The 20,226-nt window shown below is 70.0% G+C and carries 21 protein-coding genes and 3 tRNA genes; 11 read left to right on the top strand and 13 right to left on the bottom strand.

Annotated features, from left to right (window positions below; all coding sequences use genetic code 11):
• Positions 1-37 precede the first annotated feature (37 nt).
• The 4 genes from Q7X29_RS02615 to Q7X29_RS02600 all read right to left on the bottom strand — a co-directional run bounded on the left by Q7X29_RS02615 (position 38) and on the right by Q7X29_RS02600 (position 1,538).
• Entirely contained in the window at positions 38-286 is a 249-nt protein-coding gene (locus Q7X29_RS02615) for a hypothetical protein (protein WP_308248652.1), read from the bottom strand.
• Positions 287-415: 129 nt separating this feature from the next.
• Positions 416-506 (bottom strand) — tRNA-Ser (locus Q7X29_RS02610).
• A gap of 46 nt (positions 507-552) precedes the next feature.
• Entirely contained in the window at positions 553-987 is a 435-nt protein-coding gene (locus tag Q7X29_RS02605; protein WP_218721346.1) for a nucleoside deaminase, read from the bottom strand.
• An 11-nt stretch (positions 988-998) separates the two neighbouring features.
• Positions 999-1,538, bottom strand: coding sequence for a tRNA adenosine deaminase-associated protein (locus Q7X29_RS02600; RefSeq protein WP_218721287.1), 540 nt, complete (start codon positions 1,536-1,538; stop codon positions 999-1,001).
• Positions 1,539-1,596: 58 nt separating this feature from the next.
• On the opposite strand from Q7X29_RS02600, the gene Q7X29_RS02595 reads away from it, so the two are divergent.
• On the top strand, positions 1,597-2,544 hold the full coding sequence (locus tag Q7X29_RS02595; protein ID WP_316573173.1) for a prephenate dehydrogenase: 948 nt from the start codon (positions 1,597-1,599) through the stop codon (positions 2,542-2,544).
• Between the two features lie 66 nt (positions 2,545-2,610).
• Here Q7X29_RS02595 and Q7X29_RS02590 read toward each other — a convergent pair whose 3' ends face one another.
• Genes Q7X29_RS02590 through Q7X29_RS02580 form a run of 3 tightly spaced genes read right to left on the bottom strand, consistent with a single transcriptional unit; the run spans position 2,611 to position 6,960 of the window.
• Positions 2,611-3,228 (bottom strand): putative glycolipid-binding domain-containing protein, encoded by a 618-nt coding sequence (locus Q7X29_RS02590; protein WP_218721285.1) that lies wholly within the window; start codon positions 3,226-3,228, stop codon positions 2,611-2,613.
• A gap of 49 nt (positions 3,229-3,277) precedes the next feature.
• Positions 3,278-5,131 (bottom strand): ABC transporter ATP-binding protein, encoded by a 1,854-nt coding sequence (locus tag Q7X29_RS02585; protein ID WP_316573172.1) that lies wholly within the window; start codon positions 5,129-5,131, stop codon positions 3,278-3,280.
• Positions 5,128-6,960: an ABC transporter ATP-binding protein gene (locus tag Q7X29_RS02580; RefSeq protein WP_449411933.1), complete on the bottom strand. Its 1,833-nt coding sequence runs from the start codon at positions 6,958-6,960 to the stop codon at positions 5,128-5,130. The genes Q7X29_RS02585 and Q7X29_RS02580 overlap by 4 nt, the downstream gene beginning before the upstream one ends.
• A 233-nt stretch (positions 6,961-7,193) precedes the next feature.
• On the opposite strand from Q7X29_RS02580, the gene Q7X29_RS02575 reads away from it, so the two are divergent.
• Complete coding sequence (locus Q7X29_RS02575; protein ID WP_316573246.1) at positions 7,194-8,327, top strand: DNA cytosine methyltransferase; 1,134 nt, start codon at positions 7,194-7,196, stop codon at positions 8,325-8,327.
• The gene (locus Q7X29_RS02570) at positions 8,324-8,803 is read left to right on the top strand and encodes a very short patch repair endonuclease (RefSeq protein ID WP_218721283.1); all 480 of its coding nucleotides are present in this window, start codon (positions 8,324-8,326) and stop codon (positions 8,801-8,803) included. Before Q7X29_RS02575 ends, Q7X29_RS02570 begins: the two co-directional genes overlap by 4 nt.
• 11 nt (positions 8,804-8,814) lie before the next feature.
• On the opposite strand, the gene Q7X29_RS02565 is transcribed toward Q7X29_RS02570, so the two are convergent.
• The gene (locus Q7X29_RS02565) at positions 8,815-8,943 is read right to left on the bottom strand and encodes a hypothetical protein (RefSeq protein ID WP_255588566.1); all 129 of its coding nucleotides are present in this window, start codon (positions 8,941-8,943) and stop codon (positions 8,815-8,817) included.
• A gap of 143 nt (positions 8,944-9,086) precedes the next feature.
• Between Q7X29_RS02565 and Q7X29_RS02560 the strand changes: the two genes are divergently transcribed.
• Complete coding sequence (locus Q7X29_RS02560) at positions 9,087-9,776, top strand: DUF998 domain-containing protein (RefSeq protein ID WP_218721282.1); 690 nt, start codon at positions 9,087-9,089, stop codon at positions 9,774-9,776.
• Here Q7X29_RS02560 and Q7X29_RS02555 read toward each other — a convergent pair.
• Positions 9,769-11,349, bottom strand: a complete 1,581-nt coding sequence (locus Q7X29_RS02555; RefSeq protein ID WP_218721281.1) for an esterase-like activity of phytase family protein — start codon at positions 11,347-11,349, stop codon at positions 9,769-9,771. The genes Q7X29_RS02560 and Q7X29_RS02555 overlap by 8 nt on opposite strands.
• 85 nt (positions 11,350-11,434) lie before the next feature.
• On the opposite strand from Q7X29_RS02555, the gene Q7X29_RS02550 reads away from it, so the two are divergent.
• Positions 11,435-11,830, top strand: coding sequence for a RidA family protein (locus Q7X29_RS02550; protein ID WP_218721280.1), 396 nt, complete (start codon positions 11,435-11,437; stop codon positions 11,828-11,830).
• Positions 11,831-11,973: 143 nt separating this feature from the next.
• Positions 11,974-12,699, top strand: a complete 726-nt coding sequence (locus Q7X29_RS02545) for a maleylpyruvate isomerase family mycothiol-dependent enzyme (protein ID WP_218721279.1) — start codon at positions 11,974-11,976, stop codon at positions 12,697-12,699.
• 54 nt (positions 12,700-12,753) lie between these two features.
• Here Q7X29_RS02545 and Q7X29_RS02540 read toward each other — a convergent pair.
• The 3 genes from Q7X29_RS02540 to Q7X29_RS02530 form a co-directional block, all read right to left on the bottom strand.
• Positions 12,754-12,829: transfer RNA gene (locus Q7X29_RS02540), tRNA-Arg, on the bottom strand.
• Positions 12,830-12,861: 32 nt separating this feature from the next.
• Positions 12,862-12,951: transfer RNA gene (locus tag Q7X29_RS02535), tRNA-Ser, on the bottom strand.
• Between the two features lie 93 nt (positions 12,952-13,044).
• The gene (locus tag Q7X29_RS02530; protein WP_218721273.1) at positions 13,045-13,782 is read right to left on the bottom strand and encodes a dienelactone hydrolase family protein; all 738 of its coding nucleotides are present in this window, start codon (positions 13,780-13,782) and stop codon (positions 13,045-13,047) included.
• A gap of 89 nt (positions 13,783-13,871) precedes the next feature.
• Here Q7X29_RS02530 and hisC point away from each other — a divergent pair, with 89 nt between their 5' ends.
• From hisC to Q7X29_RS02515, 3 genes are all read left to right on the top strand, one after another.
• A complete protein-coding gene (gene hisC, locus Q7X29_RS02525) occupies positions 13,872-14,948 on the top strand; it encodes a histidinol-phosphate transaminase (protein ID WP_316573171.1) in 1,077 nt (358 codons plus the stop codon).
• Positions 14,949-15,210: 262 nt separating this feature from the next.
• On the top strand, positions 15,211-16,386 hold the full coding sequence (locus Q7X29_RS02520; RefSeq protein WP_316573170.1) for a nitric oxide synthase oxygenase: 1,176 nt from the start codon (positions 15,211-15,213) through the stop codon (positions 16,384-16,386).
• Between the two features lie 198 nt (positions 16,387-16,584).
• Entirely contained in the window at positions 16,585-17,358 is a 774-nt protein-coding gene (locus Q7X29_RS02515; protein ID WP_316573169.1) for a PRC and DUF2382 domain-containing protein, read from the top strand.
• 147 nt (positions 17,359-17,505) lie between these two features.
• On the opposite strand, the gene Q7X29_RS02510 is transcribed toward Q7X29_RS02515, so the two are convergent.
• Positions 17,506-18,378 (bottom strand): VOC family protein, encoded by an 873-nt coding sequence (locus Q7X29_RS02510; RefSeq protein WP_316573168.1) that lies wholly within the window; start codon positions 18,376-18,378, stop codon positions 17,506-17,508.
• Between the two features lie 83 nt (positions 18,379-18,461).
• Between Q7X29_RS02510 and Q7X29_RS02505 the strand changes: the two genes are divergently transcribed.
• Positions 18,462-19,412, top strand: coding sequence for an Lrp/AsnC family transcriptional regulator (locus tag Q7X29_RS02505; protein WP_316573167.1), 951 nt, complete (start codon positions 18,462-18,464; stop codon positions 19,410-19,412).
• A gap of 101 nt (positions 19,413-19,513) precedes the next feature.
• Positions 19,514-19,885: a nuclear transport factor 2 family protein gene (locus Q7X29_RS02500; protein WP_218721266.1), complete on the top strand. Its 372-nt coding sequence runs from the start codon at positions 19,514-19,516 to the stop codon at positions 19,883-19,885.
• Positions 19,886-20,226 lie beyond the last annotated feature (341 nt).

Raw genomic sequence — 20,226 nt, 5'->3', positions numbered from 1 at the left:
CAAGGGCCGGAAACCCCCGCGGCGCCAGCCGCCTATATCACTGGCTCGGTTGGGGTACCTCGCACTGGCTGACCCGCGGGTTCAGGCCGACATAGTTGGCCGGACCCGCGGCGGCGGTCACCGCGATCGTCGCCCAGTCGGAGCACTCCTTGGGCAGGTGGGCGAAGTAGTGTCGCTGGCCCGCGGCGAGCAGCCCGACGGCTACCCAGCCCAGCACGACCAGAACCATGAGCTTCCCCCCGAGCCCGATCCCGGACTTCGCGGGTGGCGGCTGTCGCCCGCGCATAAGACATCGTTCCTTCCCGGATTTCGGTACTACCAGTCTATTACGTACAGCCCCGGCGGGCGGGGCCGTACCGCGTGAACAGCCGACGAAAAAGAGCCCCTCACCTGGCATATCAGGTGAGGGGCTCTGTGGCGGTGGCGGAGGGATTTGAACCCTCGGACGGGGGTTACCCGTCACACGCTTTCGAGGCGTGCTCCTTAGGCCGCTCGGACACGCCACCGCCGACTACGATACCGGAGGGGGTGCCGGATCGTTAAATCGGCTGGTCAGCGCTGAGTTCGGAAGAAATCGTCCAGGAGGGCGACGCACTCCGCTTCGAGGATCCCGCCCCGCACCTCGGGACGATGGTTGAGCCTGCGGTCGCGCACGACGTCCCAGAGCGAGCCGACGGCGCCGGTCTTGGGCTCCCAGGCGCCGAACACGACCTTGCCCACCCGAGCCAACACCAGCGCGCCCGCGCACATCGTGCACGGCTCCAGGGTGACCGCCAGCGTCGCGCCCGCCAACCGCCAGCCGTCGCCGTGCACGGCGGCCGCGGCCCGCAACGCGAGCACCTCGGCGTGCGCGGTCGGATCGCCGAGGGCCTCCCTGGCGTTGCTCGCGCGCGCGAGCTCGCGCCCCTCGGCGTCGAAGACGACGGCGCCGACCGGCACATCACGCGGGTCGGCGTCGGCGGCGGCCGCGATCGCGGCGCGCACCATGTCCTCGTCGGTCACCGAGGCAGTTTGTCCAGGACCGCCGCGAATTCGGTGGCGAAACCGAGCCGCTGGGCGATCATGCCGAGCTGCTCGTCGGGGTAGAGGTCGGTCTCGGCCAGGATCACGCTGAGCACCGGCTCGGGCAGGCCGAGGTCGGCCAGCACGCCCAGGTCGCCCTCTTCCCACGGCTCGACGTCGTCGAGGTCGTCGGGGTCGATGTCGGGGATTTCCACATTGAGTGCGTCGAGGACGTCGGCGGCGATGTCGTAGTCGATCGCCGCGGTCGCGTCCGAGACGAGCAGGCGGGTGCCGCTCGGTGCCGGACGCAACACGATGAAGAACTCGTCATCGACGTCGAGCAGCCCGAATACCGCCCCCGAGCTGCGCAATGCCTTCAGCTCCGTCTCCGCGACCGACAGGTCGAGGAGCGCATCGTGGCTGAGCGGACTGCACCGCCACGTGCCTTCTTCGCGGACCACCGCCACTGCGAACCCTTCGACGTCGAAGTCGTCGTCCGACGTCGCCCTGTTCGTGCCCGAGCGCTGTGCTGCCATGGACCAAACGGTAGTCTGTCCCGCCCGTAATGATGAACTCGTGTGCCAATCTGTTCCGATGACCCTCGACCAGCGTGCCGCTGTCTGCGTCCTCGGAACCGGTTTGATCGGCGGCTCACTGCTGCGCGCCGCGGTCGCGGCGGGGTACCCGGCGTACGGCTACAACCGCTCGGACTCGGGTGCCGACGCGGCGCGTCGCGATGGTTTCGACGTGTCGACCGACCTGTCCGCGGTGCTGCGCCGAGCCGCCGGCGAGGGCGCGCTGCTGGTGGTCGCGGTGCCGATGCCCGCGGTCGAACAGCTGCTGGCCGAGATCGCCGAGATCGCCCCCAACTGCCCGGTGACCGACGTGGTGAGCATCAAGCGCCCGGTCGTCGACGCGGTCCGCAAGCACGGGCTGGCGGCGAATTTCGTCGGCGGGCACCCCATGACCGGCACCTCCGAATCCGGCTGGGCGGCAACCGATCCCGAACTGTTCCGCGACGCGGTGTGGGCGGTCGGCGTGGACGAGGGCACGCGGGTCGAGCCGTGGGAACGGGTCGTGCGGCTGGCGCTGGACTGCGGGTCGGTGGTGGTTCCGGTGGTCGCCGACGAACACGATCAGGCCGTCGCGCGCATCTCGCACCTGCCGCACGTGCTGGCCGAGGCGCTGGCCGCGGCGGGCGCCGAGGGCGGGGCGCTCGCGCTCGGCCTGGCCGCCGGTTCGTTCCGCGACGGCACCCGCGTCGCCGGTACCGCGCCCGATCTCGTGCGCGCCATCTGCGAACCGAACGCCACCGCGCTCGGCCAGGTGCTCGACGAGACCATCGCCGCGCTGGTCACCGCCAGGGACGCGCTGCGCGCGGACGGCAGCCTCGGCGAGGTTGTCGAGGCGGGTTACCGCGGCCGTACCGCGTACGAGCAGCGCACGCGCTGGGAGATCACCGGGATCGTCCCGGGTGCGGCCGACTGGCTCACCGAGCTACACCGAGCCGGACAGCGTGGCGGGGTGCTGCGCGCACTGTGAACCCGGCGAGCGCGCGATCGCCCGCGCCGGGCGGTGGAAGCCGGTCCCACACCGGCCGATTCGGCGTCACGCCCGTTCGGCGAGTCCGGGGTAGTCCAGGACGAATCCTTCCGGATCGACCGTCAGCGTCGCGCTGGAGACCGGGGACAGCACGTTGATGCCGTCGGCGGCGCTCGAGTAGGTGAGCTCGGCCTCCTGCACCAGCAGATCGGGCAGCCGCACGTAGACCACCGGGACCTGCACGTCGCCGACCGCGTTCTGCAGCCCGAACCGGCGGATCGGCAGCGTGTTGAAGAACGGGCTCAGCACCACGTCGACATCCAGCGCGCCGGCGAAGGTGGAGCGCACATGGCTGCCGCCCGCGTCGACGAGCCAGTAGTCCTCCTCGTCCCGGGAGATGGAGGCGTGCCGTTCGCCCGCGGCGGTGGTGGTACGCAGCGACAGCCGTCGCGTAGCGCCCGCCTCGTCGGTGACCAGGTCATAGGACGCGCTGAAGGCCGGGTGCTCGCCGCAGGCGCTGCCGATCATCCGGCCCGCCGCCCGGATCCGGTTGCCGTTGAGCGTCACGCGCACCGATTCCATCCGCGTGTTGTCGTGGGCCCGCCAGGTGAGCACCGCGGGCCACCGGGAGGCCGGTCTGTTCTCGGTGGGGCCTGCGGCCGGGCCCGGGGCTGGGGTCGTCACCTCTCTACGGTAAGCGACACCAGCCCCGCTGCTGTACAACACGGTGGCATCAGACCAGCGAATCCCGCCAGGCGGCGTGCAGTCCGGCGAAGCGGCCCCGCCCGGCGATGAGCTCGGCGGGAGAGCCGTCCTCCACGATCCGGCCCGCGTCGAGCACCAGCACCCGGTCGGCAATGGCGACCGTGGACAGCCGGTGCGCGATGATCACCGCCGTACGCTCGCGCAACAGCGTCTCCAGCGCGTGCTGGACCAGCCGCTCGCCGGGGATGTCGAGGCTCGAGGTCGCCTCGTCCAGCACGATCACCGCGGGGTCGGCCAGGAACACCCGCGCGAACGCGACCAGCTGACGCTGCCCGGCCGAGAGCCTGCCGCCCCTGGTGCGCACATCGGTCGCGTACCCCTCGGGCAGGGATCGCACGAACGCGTCCAGGCCGACCGCCCGCGCGGCCGCCGTGACCTCGGCATCGGTCGCGTCCGGCCTGCCGAGGCGGATGTTGTCGGCGATGGTTCCGGAGAACAGGTACGCCTCCTGGGTGACCATGACGAAGTGCCTGCGCAGTTCGGCGTCGGCCAGCTTGCGCAGATCGACGCCGTCCAGGGTGATCGCGCCGCCGCTCGGGTCGTAGAACCGGGTGAGCAGCTTGGCCAGCGTCGACTTGCCCGCGCCGGTGGCACCGACCAGCGCCACCACCTGCCCGGCCGGGATGGCCAGGTCGAATTCCGGCAGCACCGGCGACTCGGCCGTGTACCCGAACCAGACCCGGTCCATCCGTACCGCACCGGTCGCCCGGTCCAGCGCGATCGGATCCGCGGGTTCGGCGACCGCGGGCTCCTCCTCGAGCACGCCCGAGATCTTCTCCAGCGCCGCCGCGGCGGACTGGTAGGAGTTGAACACCTGGGCGAGTTCGTCGAGCGGACCGTAGAACTGGTCGAGGTAGAGCAGGTACGCGGCGAGCACGCCGATCGCGAGATTGCCCTCCATCACCTGCCAGGCGCCGACCAGCAGCACGATCACCGTGGTCACCTTGCCGATGAAATTCGACAGGCCGACGTAGTCGCCCATCCCGCGGATCGCGGTGGTGGTCGCCCGCTGGTACTCGTCGTCCTCGCTGCCCAGAACCTCCTGGTTGCGGTCTTCCCGGCGGAACGCCTGCACCGCGCGCATGCCGCTCATCGACTCGACGAACTGCACGACGACGCGGGCGATCGCGCCGCGCGTGCGCCGGTAACCGGCCCGCTGACGCCGCTGCGCCCACCGGGTCACCAGCACCAGCGGCACGAATCCGAGCAGCACGATCGAGGCCAGCATCGGATCCAGCCAGACCAGCAGCACCGCGATGGTGACCACCGAAAGGACCGCGCTGAACGCCTGATTCAGCGCGCCTTCCAGCAGTTCCTGCAGGGTCTCGATATCGCTGGTGAGCCGGGTGACGACCTTGCCCGAGGTGTACTTCTCGTGGAACGACACGCTCAGCCGCTGGGTGTGCCGGAACGCGCGCACCCGCAGATCGAACAGCACCCGCTGACTCAGCGAACCGGAGGCCCGCAGGAAGAAGTACGTGGTCAACCCCGCCAGCACGGTGACCGACACGAACCCGGCCACCGTGGCGAGCATCGGCGTCCAATTGCCCTGTCTGCCCTGGCTGATGCCGTGATCGAGGCCGTAGGCGATGAACAGCGGCATCGACACCTTGGCCGCGTTGTCGAGCAGGATCAGCACGAAGGTGAGCACCGCCTGCTTGCGGTAGGGGCGCACCAGATCGAGCAGCAGGCGCCGGGATCGCCCGGCCAGCACCAGGTTTCCGGTGCCGGTGACGGCGTCGTCCTCCTTGGCGATGCCGCGCCAGTCCGCCGCCAGGTCGGTCTGCTCGGTCGGCGTCTGGATATCGGTGTCGGTGGTCATGATTCACCTCCCATCAGTTCGCGGTAGCGGCTGTTGGTGCGCAGCAGCTTCTCGTGGCTGCCCTCGGCGACGATCCGGCCGTCGGCCAGCAGGGCGACCCGATCGGCCAGCGCCGCCGTCGACGGGCGGTGCGCGACCAGCAGCGTGGTAGCGCCGGCGAGCACCGTGCGCAGCCGATCCTGCACGCGCTCTTCGGTTTCCACGTCCAGCGCCGAGAGCGGATCGTCGAGCACCATGATCCGGCCGTGCTCGGCCGACGCCTCGCCGATGAGCACGGCCCTGGCCAGAGCGAGCCGCTGGCGCTGGCCGCCGGACAGGCTCATGCCCTGCTCACCGATCCTGGTGTCCAGGCCCCACGGCAGCGCGTCGACGAACTCGCTCGCCTGGGCGATGTCGAGCGCCTGACGTACATCGGCGTCGGTGGCGCGCGGGTCGCCCAGTGCTACGTTCTCGCGCACGCTGGCCGAAAACAGCACCGGCTCCTCGAAGGCCACCGTCACCACTCGGCGCAGGTCGGCCAGGCGCAGGGTCGCGATGTCGACGCCGTCGATGGTGATGCTGCCGCCGTCGACGTCGTAGAGCCGGGGAATCAGTTCCAGCAGCGCGGTCTTGCCGCTGCCCGTCGCGCCGACGAGCGCGACCGTCTCCCCCGGCCGGACCCGCAGCGAGATGTCTTCCAGCACGGCCTTGTCCGAGCGGTCCTCCCCGGTCGGATAGGCGAAGCGCACATGGTCGATGACCAGCTCACCGCGCAGACCGGTGGGCAGGCTCGCCGGCTGCGCCGGGTCGGTGATGTCGAGCGGGGTGTCGATGATCTCCCAGAACCGGTCGGCGGCGGTGCGCGCCTCGAACAGTTCCGAGAGCAGAAAGCCCAGCCAGATGATCGGCCACTGCAGGAAGGTCGCCAGCGTGACGCTCGCGACCAGCGTGCCGATCGTCATCGTTCCGTGCACCACCGAGTACCCGCCGACGCCGAGCGACACCGCGATCGCGATCGTCGGGAACGTCACCAGCGCGGCCCACAGGGTCGCGTCCAGGCGCACCTTCTCCAGCTCGGTCTTCTGCAGTTCGCGTGAGAGCGCGGTGAAGCGCGCGCCGAAGAACCGGCCGCGGCCGAGGGCCTTGAGCACGCGCACGCCCTGCGCGGATTCCTGGGCGATGGTCGCCAGGTCACCGGACTGGTCCTGCGAGCGCCGCGAGGCCACCTCGAACCGGCGCACGAAGCGCACGCAGAACAGGGTCAGCGGCAGCGAGATCACCGTGAAGATCAGTCCCACTTGCCAGTTCATCGCGAACAGCGCGATCAGGCCGATCGGCAGCACGATGCTGTTGACGATCAGGAACGGTCCGGCGAACGCGACGAACCGCCGCAGCACCGAGAGATCGTCGATGGCGCGCGACAGCAGCTGACCCGATTGCCAGCCGTCGTGGCGTCCGATCGACAGCGCCTGAAGCTGGGCGAAAAGCTTTGCCCGCATCCGGATCTCGAACAGGGTGGACGGCTTGGACACCAGCCAGCGCCGCCCCCACATGCCGAAGGATTCGAGCCCGCCGAGAACGAAGATCAGCGCGACCGGCAGCAGCAGCCCGACGAAGTCCCGCCGCGCGATCGGCCCGTCGATGACCCTGGCGATCACCAGCGGGATGACGATGGCGGTACTGGCGGTGACGATCGCGAGCACATTGGCCCCGATCAGCGGCATCCGGTAGGGCCGCAGGTACGGCAGAAATCGGCGCAGCGACCGCGATCTACCGCTCGGCCGCGGCGACGGCCGCCCCGATCTGTCGGCCTCCGCATCGGTGGCCGCCAGCTCCACAGTGACAGACAAGACTCTCCCCCTTGGTGTCCGGTTGGATGGTTGGTTTCCGGAACGGACGCCTGGTGATGTTCGCACCGGGGTCCGACAAGTCGGCCTCTCCAGAGTGGCACCGCAGCACCGTCGCGAGCCACTGATTTTCCGCTGGAGCTCGGGGTTCGGCCGCCCGATACAATGCGCCGCAGGCGCGAGTGACGGGTCGTTGGACGGCGAGCCCGCCAGACACAGGAGGGTCGTTGACGCGGATGGTCGGGCTGTTCGCCGGGATCGGCGGGCTCGAACTCGGCCTCGGCAGCAACGGCTGGTCGACCGAGTTGCTCTGTGAGATCGATCCCGGCGCGCAGGGCGTGCTCGCGGCTCGCTTCCCCGACACTCCCCTGCACGGCGACATCACCCGGCTGCGCTCCCTGCCCGCCCGAACCGAACTGGTCGCCGCGGGCTTCCCGTGTCAGGACCTGTCCCAGGCCGGTCGCACCGCGGGCATCACCGGTCGCCGATCCGGGCTGGTCGACGAGGTGTTCCGGCTGGTCCGGCGGCAACGCGGACCGCGCTGGCTGCTGATCGAGAACGTCCCGTTCATGCTGCAACTCGGCCGGGGCGCGGCGATGCGGCACATCACAGGCGCACTGGAGGAACTCGGCTACGCGTGGGCCTATCGCGTCGTCGACGGCCGTGCCTTCGGGCTGCCGCAGCGGCGCCAGCGGGTGCTGATGCTGGCTTCGCGCACCGAGGACCCGCGCGAGGTGCTGTTCGGCGACGACGCGGGCCCGCGCGAGTACGGCGACCCCGAGCGCGATCCGTGCGGCTTCTACTGGACCGAGGGCGTGCGCGGCCTCGGCTGGGCGGTGAACGCCGTGCCGACGCTCAAGGGCGGGTCGGGTCTGGGGATCGCGAGTCCGCCCGCGGTGCGGCTGCCCGCAGGCGAGATCGTCACGCCGGGCATCGTCGACGGCGAGCGGTTGCAGGGTTTCGACGCCGACTGGACCGCGCCCGCGCTCGACGTGCCCGGGGTGCGGCAGGGGCATCGCTGGAAGCTGGTGGGCAACGCGGTCAGCGTGCGGATGGCCAACTGGGTCGGTGAGCGGTTGGCCGCGCCGTCGGAGCCGCTGACCGTGGGGGAACCGCTGCGGCCGGGCTCACCGTGGCCGACCGCGGCGTGGGGCCGCGCCGGCGTCGTGCACCGGGTTCCGCTGTCGACGTGGCCGGTGCACGAACCGTACGAGGACCTGAAGAATTTCCTCGCCGAACCCCGGCTGTTGTCGCCACGCGCCACGGCCGGTTTCCTGCGCCGTACCGAGATGGGCAATCTGCGCTTCCCGCCGGGTTTCCTCGACGATGTGCGCGATCACCTCGACCGCATGGGCGGCTGGGCGGCATGACCGGGCGGCACGCGCGACGTGGGGACGTGCCCGCCGCGCCGCCGCCTGCCGCGAAACCGGTCACCGACGCGGCGACCAGCGCCCGCATGTCTCGCCAGCGACGTGCGAATACCGCACCGGAACTGGCCCTCCGTCGTGAACTGCATCGCGCGGGCCTGCGCTATTTCGTCGACCGCGCGCCCATCAAAGGCCAGCGCCGGCGCGCCGATGTGGTGTTCCCGCGCCTGCGAGTCGCCGTCTACGTGGACGGCTGCTTCTGGCATCGATGTCCGGTGCACGCGACCGATCCGAAGAACAACGCCCAGTGGTGGGCCGACAAATTGGCGGGCAATGTGGCGCGTGACCGGGCCACCGACGCCGCGCTGCGGGCAGCGGGCTGGCAGGTCGTGCGGGTGTGGGAACACGAGGATCCGCATCTCGCCGCCCAGCAGATCTTTGCCCTGATACGCGAGCGATCACCTCGCTCGCAGCGGTAGACGCGACCGGGTCAGCGGCGGCGCGGGTCGCTGTGCACGCGCACCCGGACCAGCGATCGCGGCGCGTTGGCGGCGGCGAAACCGGAGACAGCCATCGCCAGGACCATGGCAAAACCTGCCAGCGCTATCACGTAGCTCATCGAAATCCTCCTGGTTGGTTACGCCACCCACCCTGCCCGGTGAACCTGACAACAACCTGTGCGCGCTGTGATGAAACCACGTGCGCGGCGGGCGACGCGCCCGATCGGGTGGATGAACCGGACGCTCCGCCGGGGGCAGCACAATGGTCGATGTGCCCGAATCCACCCGGATACCCCGCGGCTACCCCCTGCTGATCGCCCTCGCGATCGCGGTCGCCGGCCTCTGCTATTCGTCCTGGGTGCTGGAGTTCGTCCTGCCGATCGAGGCCGATTCGGTCAACTCCTTCCTCAGCGAACTCGACGCGGAGGGCAAGCCCTACCGGGAGGTGTTCGCCACCGCGGACAAGCTGGTCGGCCTGCTGCTGATCCCGGCCGCGATCGGCGGCCTGCTGGTCTTTCGCCGACGCACGCTCACCACCGTCGGGTGGGTGGCCCTGCTGTGCTTCGGCGCGTCGACCATCGCCGACGCCATGCTCCCGCTGCGCGATTGCGACCCGTCGGTCAGCACGTGCGGCGGCAACAGCGAGCTGTTCCCACAGCTGCACCAGCCGCACGCGCTGACCAGTTCCCTGGCGGTCACCTCGATCGCGGTGGCGGCGTTCGCCTTCAGCGCCGCCGCCTACCGCTATCACCGCTGGCGGATCCTGCGCGAGTTCGGTGTGGTCGTGCTCGTCGTGGGGTCGGCGGCGACCGTCTGGATGTTGATCGCCGACAACCTGTCCGGCTCCTACGCTCTCGGCATCGCCCAGCGCATCCAGGTCGGATCGATGTCGCTGTGGCTGCTAGCGCTGGCCGCCGCCGTGCTCGTGGAGGGGCGCGAGTGGACTAGTTGACCGAGATCCGCACCGTGTAGCCGCCCACGTCGGCGGGCAGCTTGGTGGTGTCGACCGCGAGCACCTCGCCGGTGTCCTGCAGCCCGTTGGGCAACGTCTTGGGCTTCAGCCCGAACGGCGGCTGCTCGCCCTGGCTCGCGGCCAACCCGAAATCGCTGTCGTTGGCGATGTAGATCGTCTTGCCGCCGTCGGTGGTGGCGATGCCCTCGATCTTGTCGTGGCCGAAGAACCGGCCCCGCTCGTCGAGTCCGGCGACCAGCGCCGACAGGTCCAGGTTGCGCTGCTTGGCGACCGGGGTGATGCCCGCCTTGGTCAGCGCGGCCACCGCGTCCGTGGTCGGTACGACGCCGACGAGCGTCTCCAACGGCTTGCCGTCGACCAGCAGGCCGCCCTTGGCCGCGTCGTAGGTCGCGCCGGGCACGCTCGACTGCGGGCCGACATCGGTGGCACCGGCGATATCGATGGTCCAGATCTTCTTGTTCGACTGGGGCGCGAGGTTGCCGTCACGCTCGTCGACGAGGAAGGTGGTCGCGCTCAGCGCGGTGATCTCCGAGACCGCGACCTTGTTCTGCTTCGGGTTCTCCAGCGGGTACAGGAATTCCTTCTGCGCCTTGGTCTTCAGGTCGACGGTGACGATCCGCGCAAACGGCACCTCCTTGGCCGAACCGCTCAGACCCGGGGTGTTGAGCGCGCTCTGCACGACGCCGACGAGGGTGCTGCCGTCGGGCGTGATGGTCAGGCCCTCCATGCCCTGGTTGGGCGTGCGCAAGGCGATCTCCTCGGGAAGCCCGCTCCCGGGCGCGAGCCGCTCGATCTCGGTGCCCTCGGCATCGAAATGCACCAGGAACGGGCCGTACTCGTCGGACACCCAGAAGGTGCCGTCGGCCAGTGCGACCAGGCCCTCGGGGTCGAGGCCGTGATCGGTGGGAGGCAGGACGGTGCCCTGGAGATCCTTGATGGTCTCGCCGGTTGTGGCCGAGGTGTCGACCTGACCGTTGAACGGCGCGCCCGACTTGCTGCGCAGCTCGATGCTCGACTGGAGCACCGCCCGGTTGTCGACCAGCTTGAACCGGCCGATCTTGGGCACGAATGCCGGGGTGGGCGAGAGCTTTTCGTTCTTGGCCGGGCCGTCCACATTGGGACCGCGGTCGGTCAGGCCGTAGAACTCGTCGGCGCTGCCCGGCACCGGAGTCCACGCCGAACCGAATCCGCTGCCCTGCACCGTGGTGCCGCCGAACTCGCCGAGCACCGGGATGTCGGTGGTGTACAGCCGCACCGCGTCGCTGGTGGTGACCTTGAACTGGTCGAGTCCGCGGTAGCCGGCGACCGGGGTGTAGACGTAGGACCCGTCGGTGCGGCGGGTCAGGCTGCCGTGCTCGGGCTCCAGGTCGACGCCGAGGACCGCGCTCTTGCCCGACTTGGCGACCAACTCGTCGAGCGAGATGACCAGCGTCTGGTCCCGGTCCACGGAGAAGTCGGCGTCGGCGCCGGGCGTCGAGCAGCCCGTGGCGACGGCGGCGGCGCACAGCGCGGCGGTGAGCGGGAGGAGGCGGAAAACTGGACGCGCGTTCATCTGCCATGCGTACCGCGTCGAGCCGACCGGCAGCCGACCGACAAATGAATTGTGATCCACCCTGCGGTGGATCATTCTGGCTGCCATGACCACAACTCGGGTGAACATCGCTTCCGCCTCCGATTTCGAAGATGTCGTGGGGTACTCGCGGGCCGTGCGTGTCGGTGACCATGTGGTGGTGAGCGGAACGACCGCCGCCGTCCCCGGTGGTGGCGCCGTCGGCGGCGACGACATCGGCGCGCAGACCACCGAGGTCCTCGCCCGTATCGCCACCGCGCTGGAACAGGCGGGCGCGAGTTTGCGGGATGTGGTGCGCACCCGCATCTTCGTCACCGACATCTCCCGCTGGTCCGAAGTCGCCGCCGCGCACTCGGCCGTCTTCGACACCATCCGCCCCGCCGCCTCGATGTACCAGGTGACCGGCTTGATCGCTCCCGAGCTCCTGGTAGAGATCGAGGCCGACGCGATCGTTGCCGGCTGAATCGTCACACGCGCCGCTGCTCCGCCGTCGCCGTCGAGCCCGAAAACTCCCCAGTTGTCCACAGGTTCACGGTTATCCACAGGGGGCGCCGACACCGCGGTGAACGGCGGTGCGCACGGACCAGGGCAACTACGCTCGACCGGGTGACCAGCGAAACGGCTACTCCCACCGACCTGCTCACCCAGGTCGCCGCCTCCACCGCCCGCTTCGACGCGGCGATCGGCGCGCTCACCGATACCCAGCTGAGCGAACCGTCCCGGCTGCCGGGCTGGACGCGCGGGCACGTCGTCGCGCACATGGCGCGCAATGCCGACAGCCTGCTGAACCTGCTGCTGTGGGCACGCACCGGCATCGAGATCCCCCAGTACGCCAGCGCCGCGCTCCGCGACGCCGACATCGAGGCGGGCGCACCGCGCCACCTGGCCGTCCAGCACGCCGACTTCACCGCCTCGGCGCACCGCTGGCAAGCGGTGGCCACCACGATGCCCGCCGCGGACTGGCAGGCGGTCGTGCGCAACCGGCAGGGCGGCTCGCTCACCGCCGCCCAGATTCCGTGGATGCGCCTGCGCGAGACCGAGATCCATCACGTCGACCTCGGCGTCGACTACACCCCCGCCGACTGGCCCGCGTCCTTCGTGGCCCGCCTGCTCCCGGAAGCCATCGCCGACGTCTCCGCCAACCTGCGCCCGGAGGCAACCCCCACCTTCGACATCCAGGCCACCGACACCGACTTCATCGCCACCGTCGGCCCCGGCCGCCCGCACCACACCGTCCTCGGCCCATCCTCGGCCCTGCTCGCCTGGCTCCTCGGCCGCTCCCCCGGCCACGACCTCACCGGCCCGCTGCCCCCGCTGCCCGCGTGGAAGTAGCCGACCCGGCCGAGCATGAGAAAAGGCCCCCAGCGAATGCTGAGAGCCTTTTCTTGGTGCGCCCGAAGGGATTCGAACCCCTAACCTCTTGATCCGTAGTCAAGTGCTCTATCCGTTGAGCTACGGGCGCATGGTCTTCAGTTGTACCCGGCGAACCGGGTGTGGCGGAGGCGAGAGGATTTGAACCTCCGGTCCCCGTGAAGGGACAACTCATTAGCAGTGAGTCCCATTCGGCCGCTCTGGCACGCCTCCTGGAGCCTTCTCTTTCGAGGGCACCGGTCCTTGTCGAACCGCCGGGAATGAAGATTACACGAGCAGTTCATGTAGTCCAAAACGCCTGGTCAACTACCGTAAGTTGCTGTCGAACCAGTCGTAGATCCGGGTCTGGGAATCGATCCGAATGGCGTTGGCCGCGTCGTCGTCCGGATCGGGGCGGTCGGCGCGGTGACTGAGGCCGGGATAGGTGATGGTGAGACTGGCCACATTCGCTCGGGCGGCCTCGTCGCGGAGCCGCTCGACGGCGTCGGGCGGGGTGGCCGGATCGTCGGCGCCGAACAGGCCGAGCCACGGCGCCTGCAACGCGGCGGCGATGTCGACCAGGGCGGTGTCCTGATCCGGGAGCGGCTCGGTGATGCCGGGGGCACCCACGCTCACCGCGGCGCCGATCGGACGGTTGGTGGCGACGAGGAAGGCGGCGGTGCCCGCGGTGTCGAAGCCCAGCACGCCGATGGTGTCGGGGAAGACGCCGCGGCGAGTGAGCCAGTCGAAGCCGGCGTCGAAGTCGTCGAAGAGCTCGTCGCCGAAGACCTCGGTGACCTGGTCGTCGGCGATCCGGTCGAAAAGGTGCGGCGCGACGACGATCCAGCCATCGAAGGCCAGCGACCGCATCAGGTCCAGCAGCTGGGGCGAGAACTCCCGGGATTCGTGCAGGACCACGATGCCGCCGCGGGCGACTCGCTCGGGCTCGACCACGGTGATGGGCACAGCCGTCCGCGTGGCGACGGCTGCCGTTTCGGCGCCACCCGCCACGGCGGTGAGCTCCACCGACCTGAGTGGGGCGACATCGTCGTAGGTCCCCGACATAAACCCAGCGTAGGCGGCGAAACAGCGGTTGGGTAGAGCTGATCGGCGGCGGCGCGCACCGATATGACGCGTCACCGTAGGGTGGAGGCGTGACAGCGCACATCCGGCCCGACCTCGCCACCATCCCGGCCTACGTTCCCGGCCGTAACCACCCCGATGCGGTGAAGCTCGCGTCGAACGAGACGACCTTCGGGCCGTTGCCGAGCGCGGCGAAGGCGATCGCGGAATCGGCCGAGCAGGCCAACCGGTACCCGGACAACCAGGTCACCGAGCTGCGAGCCGCCCTGGCGGACTTCCTCGGCGTCACGGTCGCGAATGTGGCGGTCGGCTGCGGCAGCGTCGCGCTGTGCCAGGAGCTCGTGCAGATCACCTGTGACGCGCCGACCGACGAGGTGGTCTTCGCCTGGCGCTCGTTCGAGGCGTACCCGATCGTCACCCAGGTGGGCAACGCCACCGCGGTGCCGGTGCCGCTGGCCGAGGGCCACCTGCACGACCTGGACGCGATGGCCGACGCGGTCACCGAGCGCACCAAGCTGATCTTCGTCTGCAACCCGAACAACCCCACCGGCACCGCGCACGGACGCGCCGAGCTGGAGCGGTTCCTGGACCGGGTGCCCGCGCACGTGCTCGTCGTGCTGGACGAGGCCTACTACGAGTACCTCCGGCTGACCCCCGAGACCCGTCCCGACGGCGTCGAGATCGGCCGCACCCGACCGAATGTCGTGGTGCTGCGCACCTTCTCGAAGGCCTACGGCCTGGCGGGCCTGCGGGTCGGCTACGCCGTCGGTGATCCCGAGGTGATCACCGCCCTGCTGAAGGTGCACATCCCGTTCAGCGTGAACCGGGTGGCGCAGGCGGCCGCGATCGCCTCGCTGGAAGCCCGTGGCGAGTTGCTCGACCGGACCGACGTGCTGGTCGCCCAGCGCCACCAGGTGCGCGACGCGCTGCTGGCGGCCGGCTACCAGGTGCCGTCGAGCGAGGCCAACTTCGTGTGGCTGCCGCTGGGCGAGCGCACCACCGCTTTCGCCGAGGCCAGCGCGGCCGTCGGCGTGCTGGTGCGGCCGTTCGCCGGGGACGGCGTGCGGGTCACGATCGGCGACCCGCACGAGAACGAGCAATTCCTCGCGTTCGCCACCGCACCGGAGACCGCCGCCCGATTCCGTTAGGTCAGCACACCGTCAGCATGCCTTGACGCCAGTCGTGGTGGGATTACCGCGATTTCGAGCACACCGCCAGCACACCGGTCGTAGGCTGGCTCGCAGCGAATCTCGGTGTTCGAACAGGACGACTATGCATGCGGCGACGCTCGACCGATTACCTGGTCGGCGCGCGCCACCGGTCGAGCAGCGTGTTCTCGGCGGGCGAATACCCCGCATCCCGGGTACGCCCGCACGGCCCTGCACCCTGCTGCCCGACCGGAGATGTACCGTGAACCAACGTTCTCGCCCTGCTGTCTGCGAAAAAGGCTCCACCCCAGTCACTTCGGCCGGTGACACCGTCGTCGCCGCACCGCCTGCCACCGACCTCGAGCGTCGGCTACGCGAATGCGACGAGTTCTTCCGCAATCCCGAACTTGGTCATCTACCCACCCAGCGCCGGCTCGGCGCGCTCGCCGAACTGCGCGAAACCGGCACCTATCGGCAGACCGCCGAGGAGATCCTGATCGGCGCCAAACTGGCGTGGCGCAATCACGCGCGCTGTGTCGGGCGCAAGCATTGGCGGTCGCTCAAACTGCTGGACGCGCGCCGAGTTACTTCCGCGCGAGAGCTTTCCGAGGCTTGCTGGCAGCATCTGCGCCTGGCCACCAACGGCGGTGCGATCCAGTCGATGATCACAGTCGGCCCGCAGCTCGAGCCCGGCGGTGGGGAGTACCGCATCGTGAGCTCGCAGCTGATCCGTTACGCGGGCTATCCCAACGGCGACGGCACCGTCACCGGCGATCCGGCCAACATCGCCGCCACCGAGCAGGCGATGGCGCTGGGCTGGCGCGGCGCGCGCACCCCGTTCGACGTGCTGCCCGTGCTCATCAGCACGCCCGACGAGGACCTGCAGTACTTCGATGTGCCGCGCGAGCTGGTCCGCGAGGTCGATCTGGTTCACCCCGACTACCCGTGGTTCGCCACCCTCGGGCTGAAATGGCATGCGCTACCGGCGGTGTCGAACATGGACCTCGAGGTAGGCGGCATCACCTACCCGTTCGCCCCGTTCAACGGCTGGTACGTCGGCACCGAGATCGGCGCGCGCAACCTCAGCGACACCGATCGCTACAACATGTTGCCGCTGATCGCCGACATGATGGAGCTCGACACCTCCTCGGTGCGCACGCTGTGGCGCGACAAGGCGCTGATCGAGCTGAATCACGCGGTACTGCACAGCTTCCGGACCTCGGGCGTGCACCTGGTCGACCACCACACCGTCGCCAAACAGTTCTGTGATCACGTCCAGCGCGAGGAGGCGGCGGGCCGACGCTGCCCCACCGACTGGAGCTGGATCAACCCGCCGATCTCCTCGGGCCTGACCCCCACCTTCCATCGCTATTACGACGAACCCGACATGGACATCCGTCCCAACTTCGTCAAGCGGGAGCGGCCGGGCGAACGCTAGCGACGCTTGTGCGCCGATCGCCGATGCCGCCTCGACCGGGGGTTGTTTGCCGAAGATCGACTCGGGTATTTGCTTCGAAGTAGCTGATCTGGCTACGCCGGATGCTGCGAAAGAGCGATCACGACAACCCAGCGGAGCCGCCCGCCGACCCGATGCGGCCGGAATCGGGCGACCTCCGCGTCAGGTAGGAGGATCATCATGAGCAGAGCGACATTGGATTCGTTGATCGGCGCCACCGCGTACGACGAGCGGGGCGAGAAGATCGGCAAGGTCAAGCAGATCTACCTCGAGAACACCACCGGGGCGCCGACCTGGGCCGCCGTGTCCACCGGTCTGTTCCACGGCGACTCGCTGGTCCCGCTGGCCGGTGCCGAGCACCGGGCAGACGAGGACACCCTGCGCCTGCACGTCGACAAGGAAGCGGTGAGATCCGCGCCGCACCTCGACGACGACGGCCGGATCAGCGCCGAGTCCGAGCAGGAACTGTTCCGGCACTACCACGTCGACCCGCGGGCGGCGGCCTGGGATACCTACGGCCGCCAGCAGATTCGTGCGGGCGACGAGGAGCCGCTGACCCACGGCAACCCCGGGATCGGCGGTGAGTCGATGATCCGCTCGGAGGAACAGCTCCGGGTGGATACCGAGCGCGAGACCGTCGGCACCGCCCGGCTGCGCAAGTACGTGGTCACCGAGGAACAGAACGTGCGCGTCCCGACGAGTCACGAGGAAGTCCGCGTCGAGCGCGAACCGATCACCGATCGGGGCGAGCGCGGGGTCGAGATCGGTGACGACGAGCGTGAGGTGACCCTGCACGCCGACCGGGTGCGGGTGGAGACCGAGGCCGTCCCGGTGGAACGAGTCCGGCTGGCGGTCGACGAGGTCGAGGACGAGCAGACCGTGTCCGGCACCGTTCGCAAGGAACGCGTGGACACCGAGGGCTTCGACGACGATCCGCCGCGCACCGCGCGCTGACCTGGGTGCCAACCAGCTCGCGGCCGCCCGCTCCGGTGGGCGGCCGCGAGTCGTTCACCGGGCTGTTCCGCACCGACTCGGCCACGACTTCGTCGCCCGCCCCGCTGGTCCGTGTGGAAGACGAGCTCAACAGCAGAGGGTGGCTCCTCAGGCGGTGAAGAAGGTGCAGGCGCCGTAGGCGTCCGTGGCGGAGACGACGAAGCCGTCGGCGGTCGGGGTGGTCGGGGTGCCCGCGTCGTCGACGAGGTCGCGGGCCGCGACGACGTCGTCGACGCGGATGGTCAGGGCGGCCGGGTAGGAGGCGGCGGGCGCCGGTTCGCCGGGCAGGAGTTCGTCCGCGTCGCTCGCCCGGACGAATTCGAGCCGCGCGGGCCCGACGGCGAACATGGTCAGCGGGCCCTCCTGGTCGGGCACGCGGTCCAGGACGCGCCGATAGCGGTCGACGACGGTGGCGAAGGCGGCGTCGTCGACGACATACAGCGCCGAGCCGAGGCCGCGGGCGCCGTTCGGGTGCCGCAGATAGCGCGGTTGGTGGACGTAGTCGCGGGTCAGGTGCTGGGCGACGCCGAGGTAGGTCTCGGGGGTCGCGCGCGGGTCGACGTGGACGGCGCGGGCCCGCAGGGTGCGTGGGCCGTCCACGGTGTCGACCGGGCGTTCGAGGTCGAGGACCCCGGACGTGCGTAACCCGGCCTCGGTCAGGCGACGGTCGGCCTTCTCGGCGTCCGAGGTCTCCAGGTTGAGCAGGCGCAGCCCCTCGTACTCGTCGGCCATCGCCCTGGTGTGCCACGGGTCGGGCGCGGATTCGTCGACGATGCCGAGCAGCTCGAGATAGGAGTCCTCGAAGACCGCGCACAGGTTCGCGGTGCAGCCGGCGACCGGCGGCTCCCCCGGCCCGGCGGCGAGCAGGTGGCGCGAGCGCGGGGTGAGGGTGAAGCCGAGGGAACGGTAGCGGCGCTCGAGGCCGTCGAGATCGCGGGTGAGGATGCCGACGTGGTGGATGCCGTCGATGTCTGCTGTCATGCGTCGATCGTGGGTCCGGCCGGGGGCGATGTCGCCGATCCGCGCCCGCTGCGCCGGAATCCGACACGACCTACGCTGATCTGGTGGATTCGGTCAGGCTCGACGCGGTCGATCTGGGGCTGCTGCACGCCTTGCAGGTCGACGGCCGGGCTTCGTTCCGCCGGATCGGCGAGGTGCTCGATGTCGCCGACCGGACGGTGGCGCGGCGGTTCGCGCGGCTGCGCGCCCACGGGCTGGCGCGGGTCACCGGCATCGCCGCCACCGGCCTGGTCGGCCACGCCGAGTGGCTGGTCCGGATCCGGGTGCGGCCCGGCGGCGCGGACGCGCTGGCGCGAGCACTCGCCCGCAGGCCGGACACCTCGTGGGTGAGCGTGCTCGCCGGCGGTGCCGAGATCAGCAGCTTCTTCCATGTCGGCGCCGACGCCACGGTGCCGCTGGACGCGCTGGCCAGGCATCCGCAAGTCGAGTCGGTCCAGGTGCAGCGGCTGCTGCGGCATCTGACCGATCGGCGCTGGCAGGGCCGGACGTCGACGCTGACATCCGAGCAGGTCAGCGCGCTAGCACCGGCGCTGGCCGAGCGGCCGGACACGATCACGATGACCGAACTCGATCGGCGCTTGCTGCCCGCCCTCGCCGTCGACGGCCGCGCCGACTACGCGCGGCTGGCGCGCGCGGTCGACTGGTCGGAGTCCGCGGTCCGGCGCCGGGTGGACGAGCTGCGCAGGCAGCGCGTGCTGCGCTTCGATGTGGAGATCGATGCGGCGGTGCTCGGTTTCCCGGTGCAGACGGCACTGTGGCTGACGGTCGCGCCCGCCCGGCTCGTGGCCGTCGCGCGGGCCCTGTCGGCACATCCGGAGGCCGCGTTCGTGGGCGGGACCACCGGGACCGCGAACCTGATCGCGATCGTGGTGTGCCGCGACGCCGACACCCTGTTCGACTACCTCACCGAGCGGCTCGGCGCGCTCGACGGGATCGAACGCGTCGAGCCGGTGCCGATCACGGCCATCGCCAAACGGGCCGCTCCGGTCGGCTGATCTCGGGGCGTTCCGCAGGCCGGTCCGCGGGCGTAATGTGCTGGATTACGGGCCGAATCGCCCTGGTCCGGCTCGTTGGGCGACGAGCGAGGGAGACCGAGATGAGCACCGCATCCAGTTCGGGATTCGATGCCGAAGCACTGCGCCGTGGCATCGAAGGCCGCGACGCGACCACATTGCTGGCACTGTACGGCGACGACGCCGAGATCCGGATGGTCGACCACAACGACCAGCCCAGCCATCCCCGTGTGCTGCACGGACGTTCGGCGATCAGCGAGATGTTCGCCGACGTGTGCTCGCGGGAGATGACCCACAAACTGGAAAGCGTTCTGATGGACGGCGACCACGTCGCCTTCGTCGAATCCTGCCGCTACCCCGACGGAACCCGGGTCCTGGTCCACTCGATGGCCGACATCCGCGACGGCCGCATCGTCGACCAGACGTCCATCCAGGCCTGGGACGAGGCCGGCTGAATTCGGCCCGGGTCGTCGACGACCCGATTCGAGGATCGGCCGTTCGACGATCGCGTGCGCGGCGCCGATCGGATGAGCTGCTCGTCCACGTCGTCGCGGATCGCGGCCGTGGACAGCAGCACGGTCCCGCGCGCGCGTTCGGCGATCCTGGCGACGACGAACTCCGCGGTCGCCGCCGAGAGCATCGGCCGACCGTGACGTGACCGATCGCCCCGATCACCAGGACTGTGCTGTTGTCGACCGTGCGCCCGACAGTAGGGATGGGCCGATGCGGTTCCACGTCCTGTGCGACCGGATCGGCGGCGTCAGCGAGAAGAACAGGCGGTGCCCACCAACCGGAT

It is taken from the genome of Nocardia canadensis, from assembly GCF_032656385.1.
GTDB classification, from domain to species: Bacteria; Actinomycetota; Actinomycetes; order Mycobacteriales; family Mycobacteriaceae; genus Nocardia; species Nocardia canadensis.
Note: the sequence above shows the minus strand (reverse complement) of the source record. Positions and strands in the feature narration are given on the sequence as shown.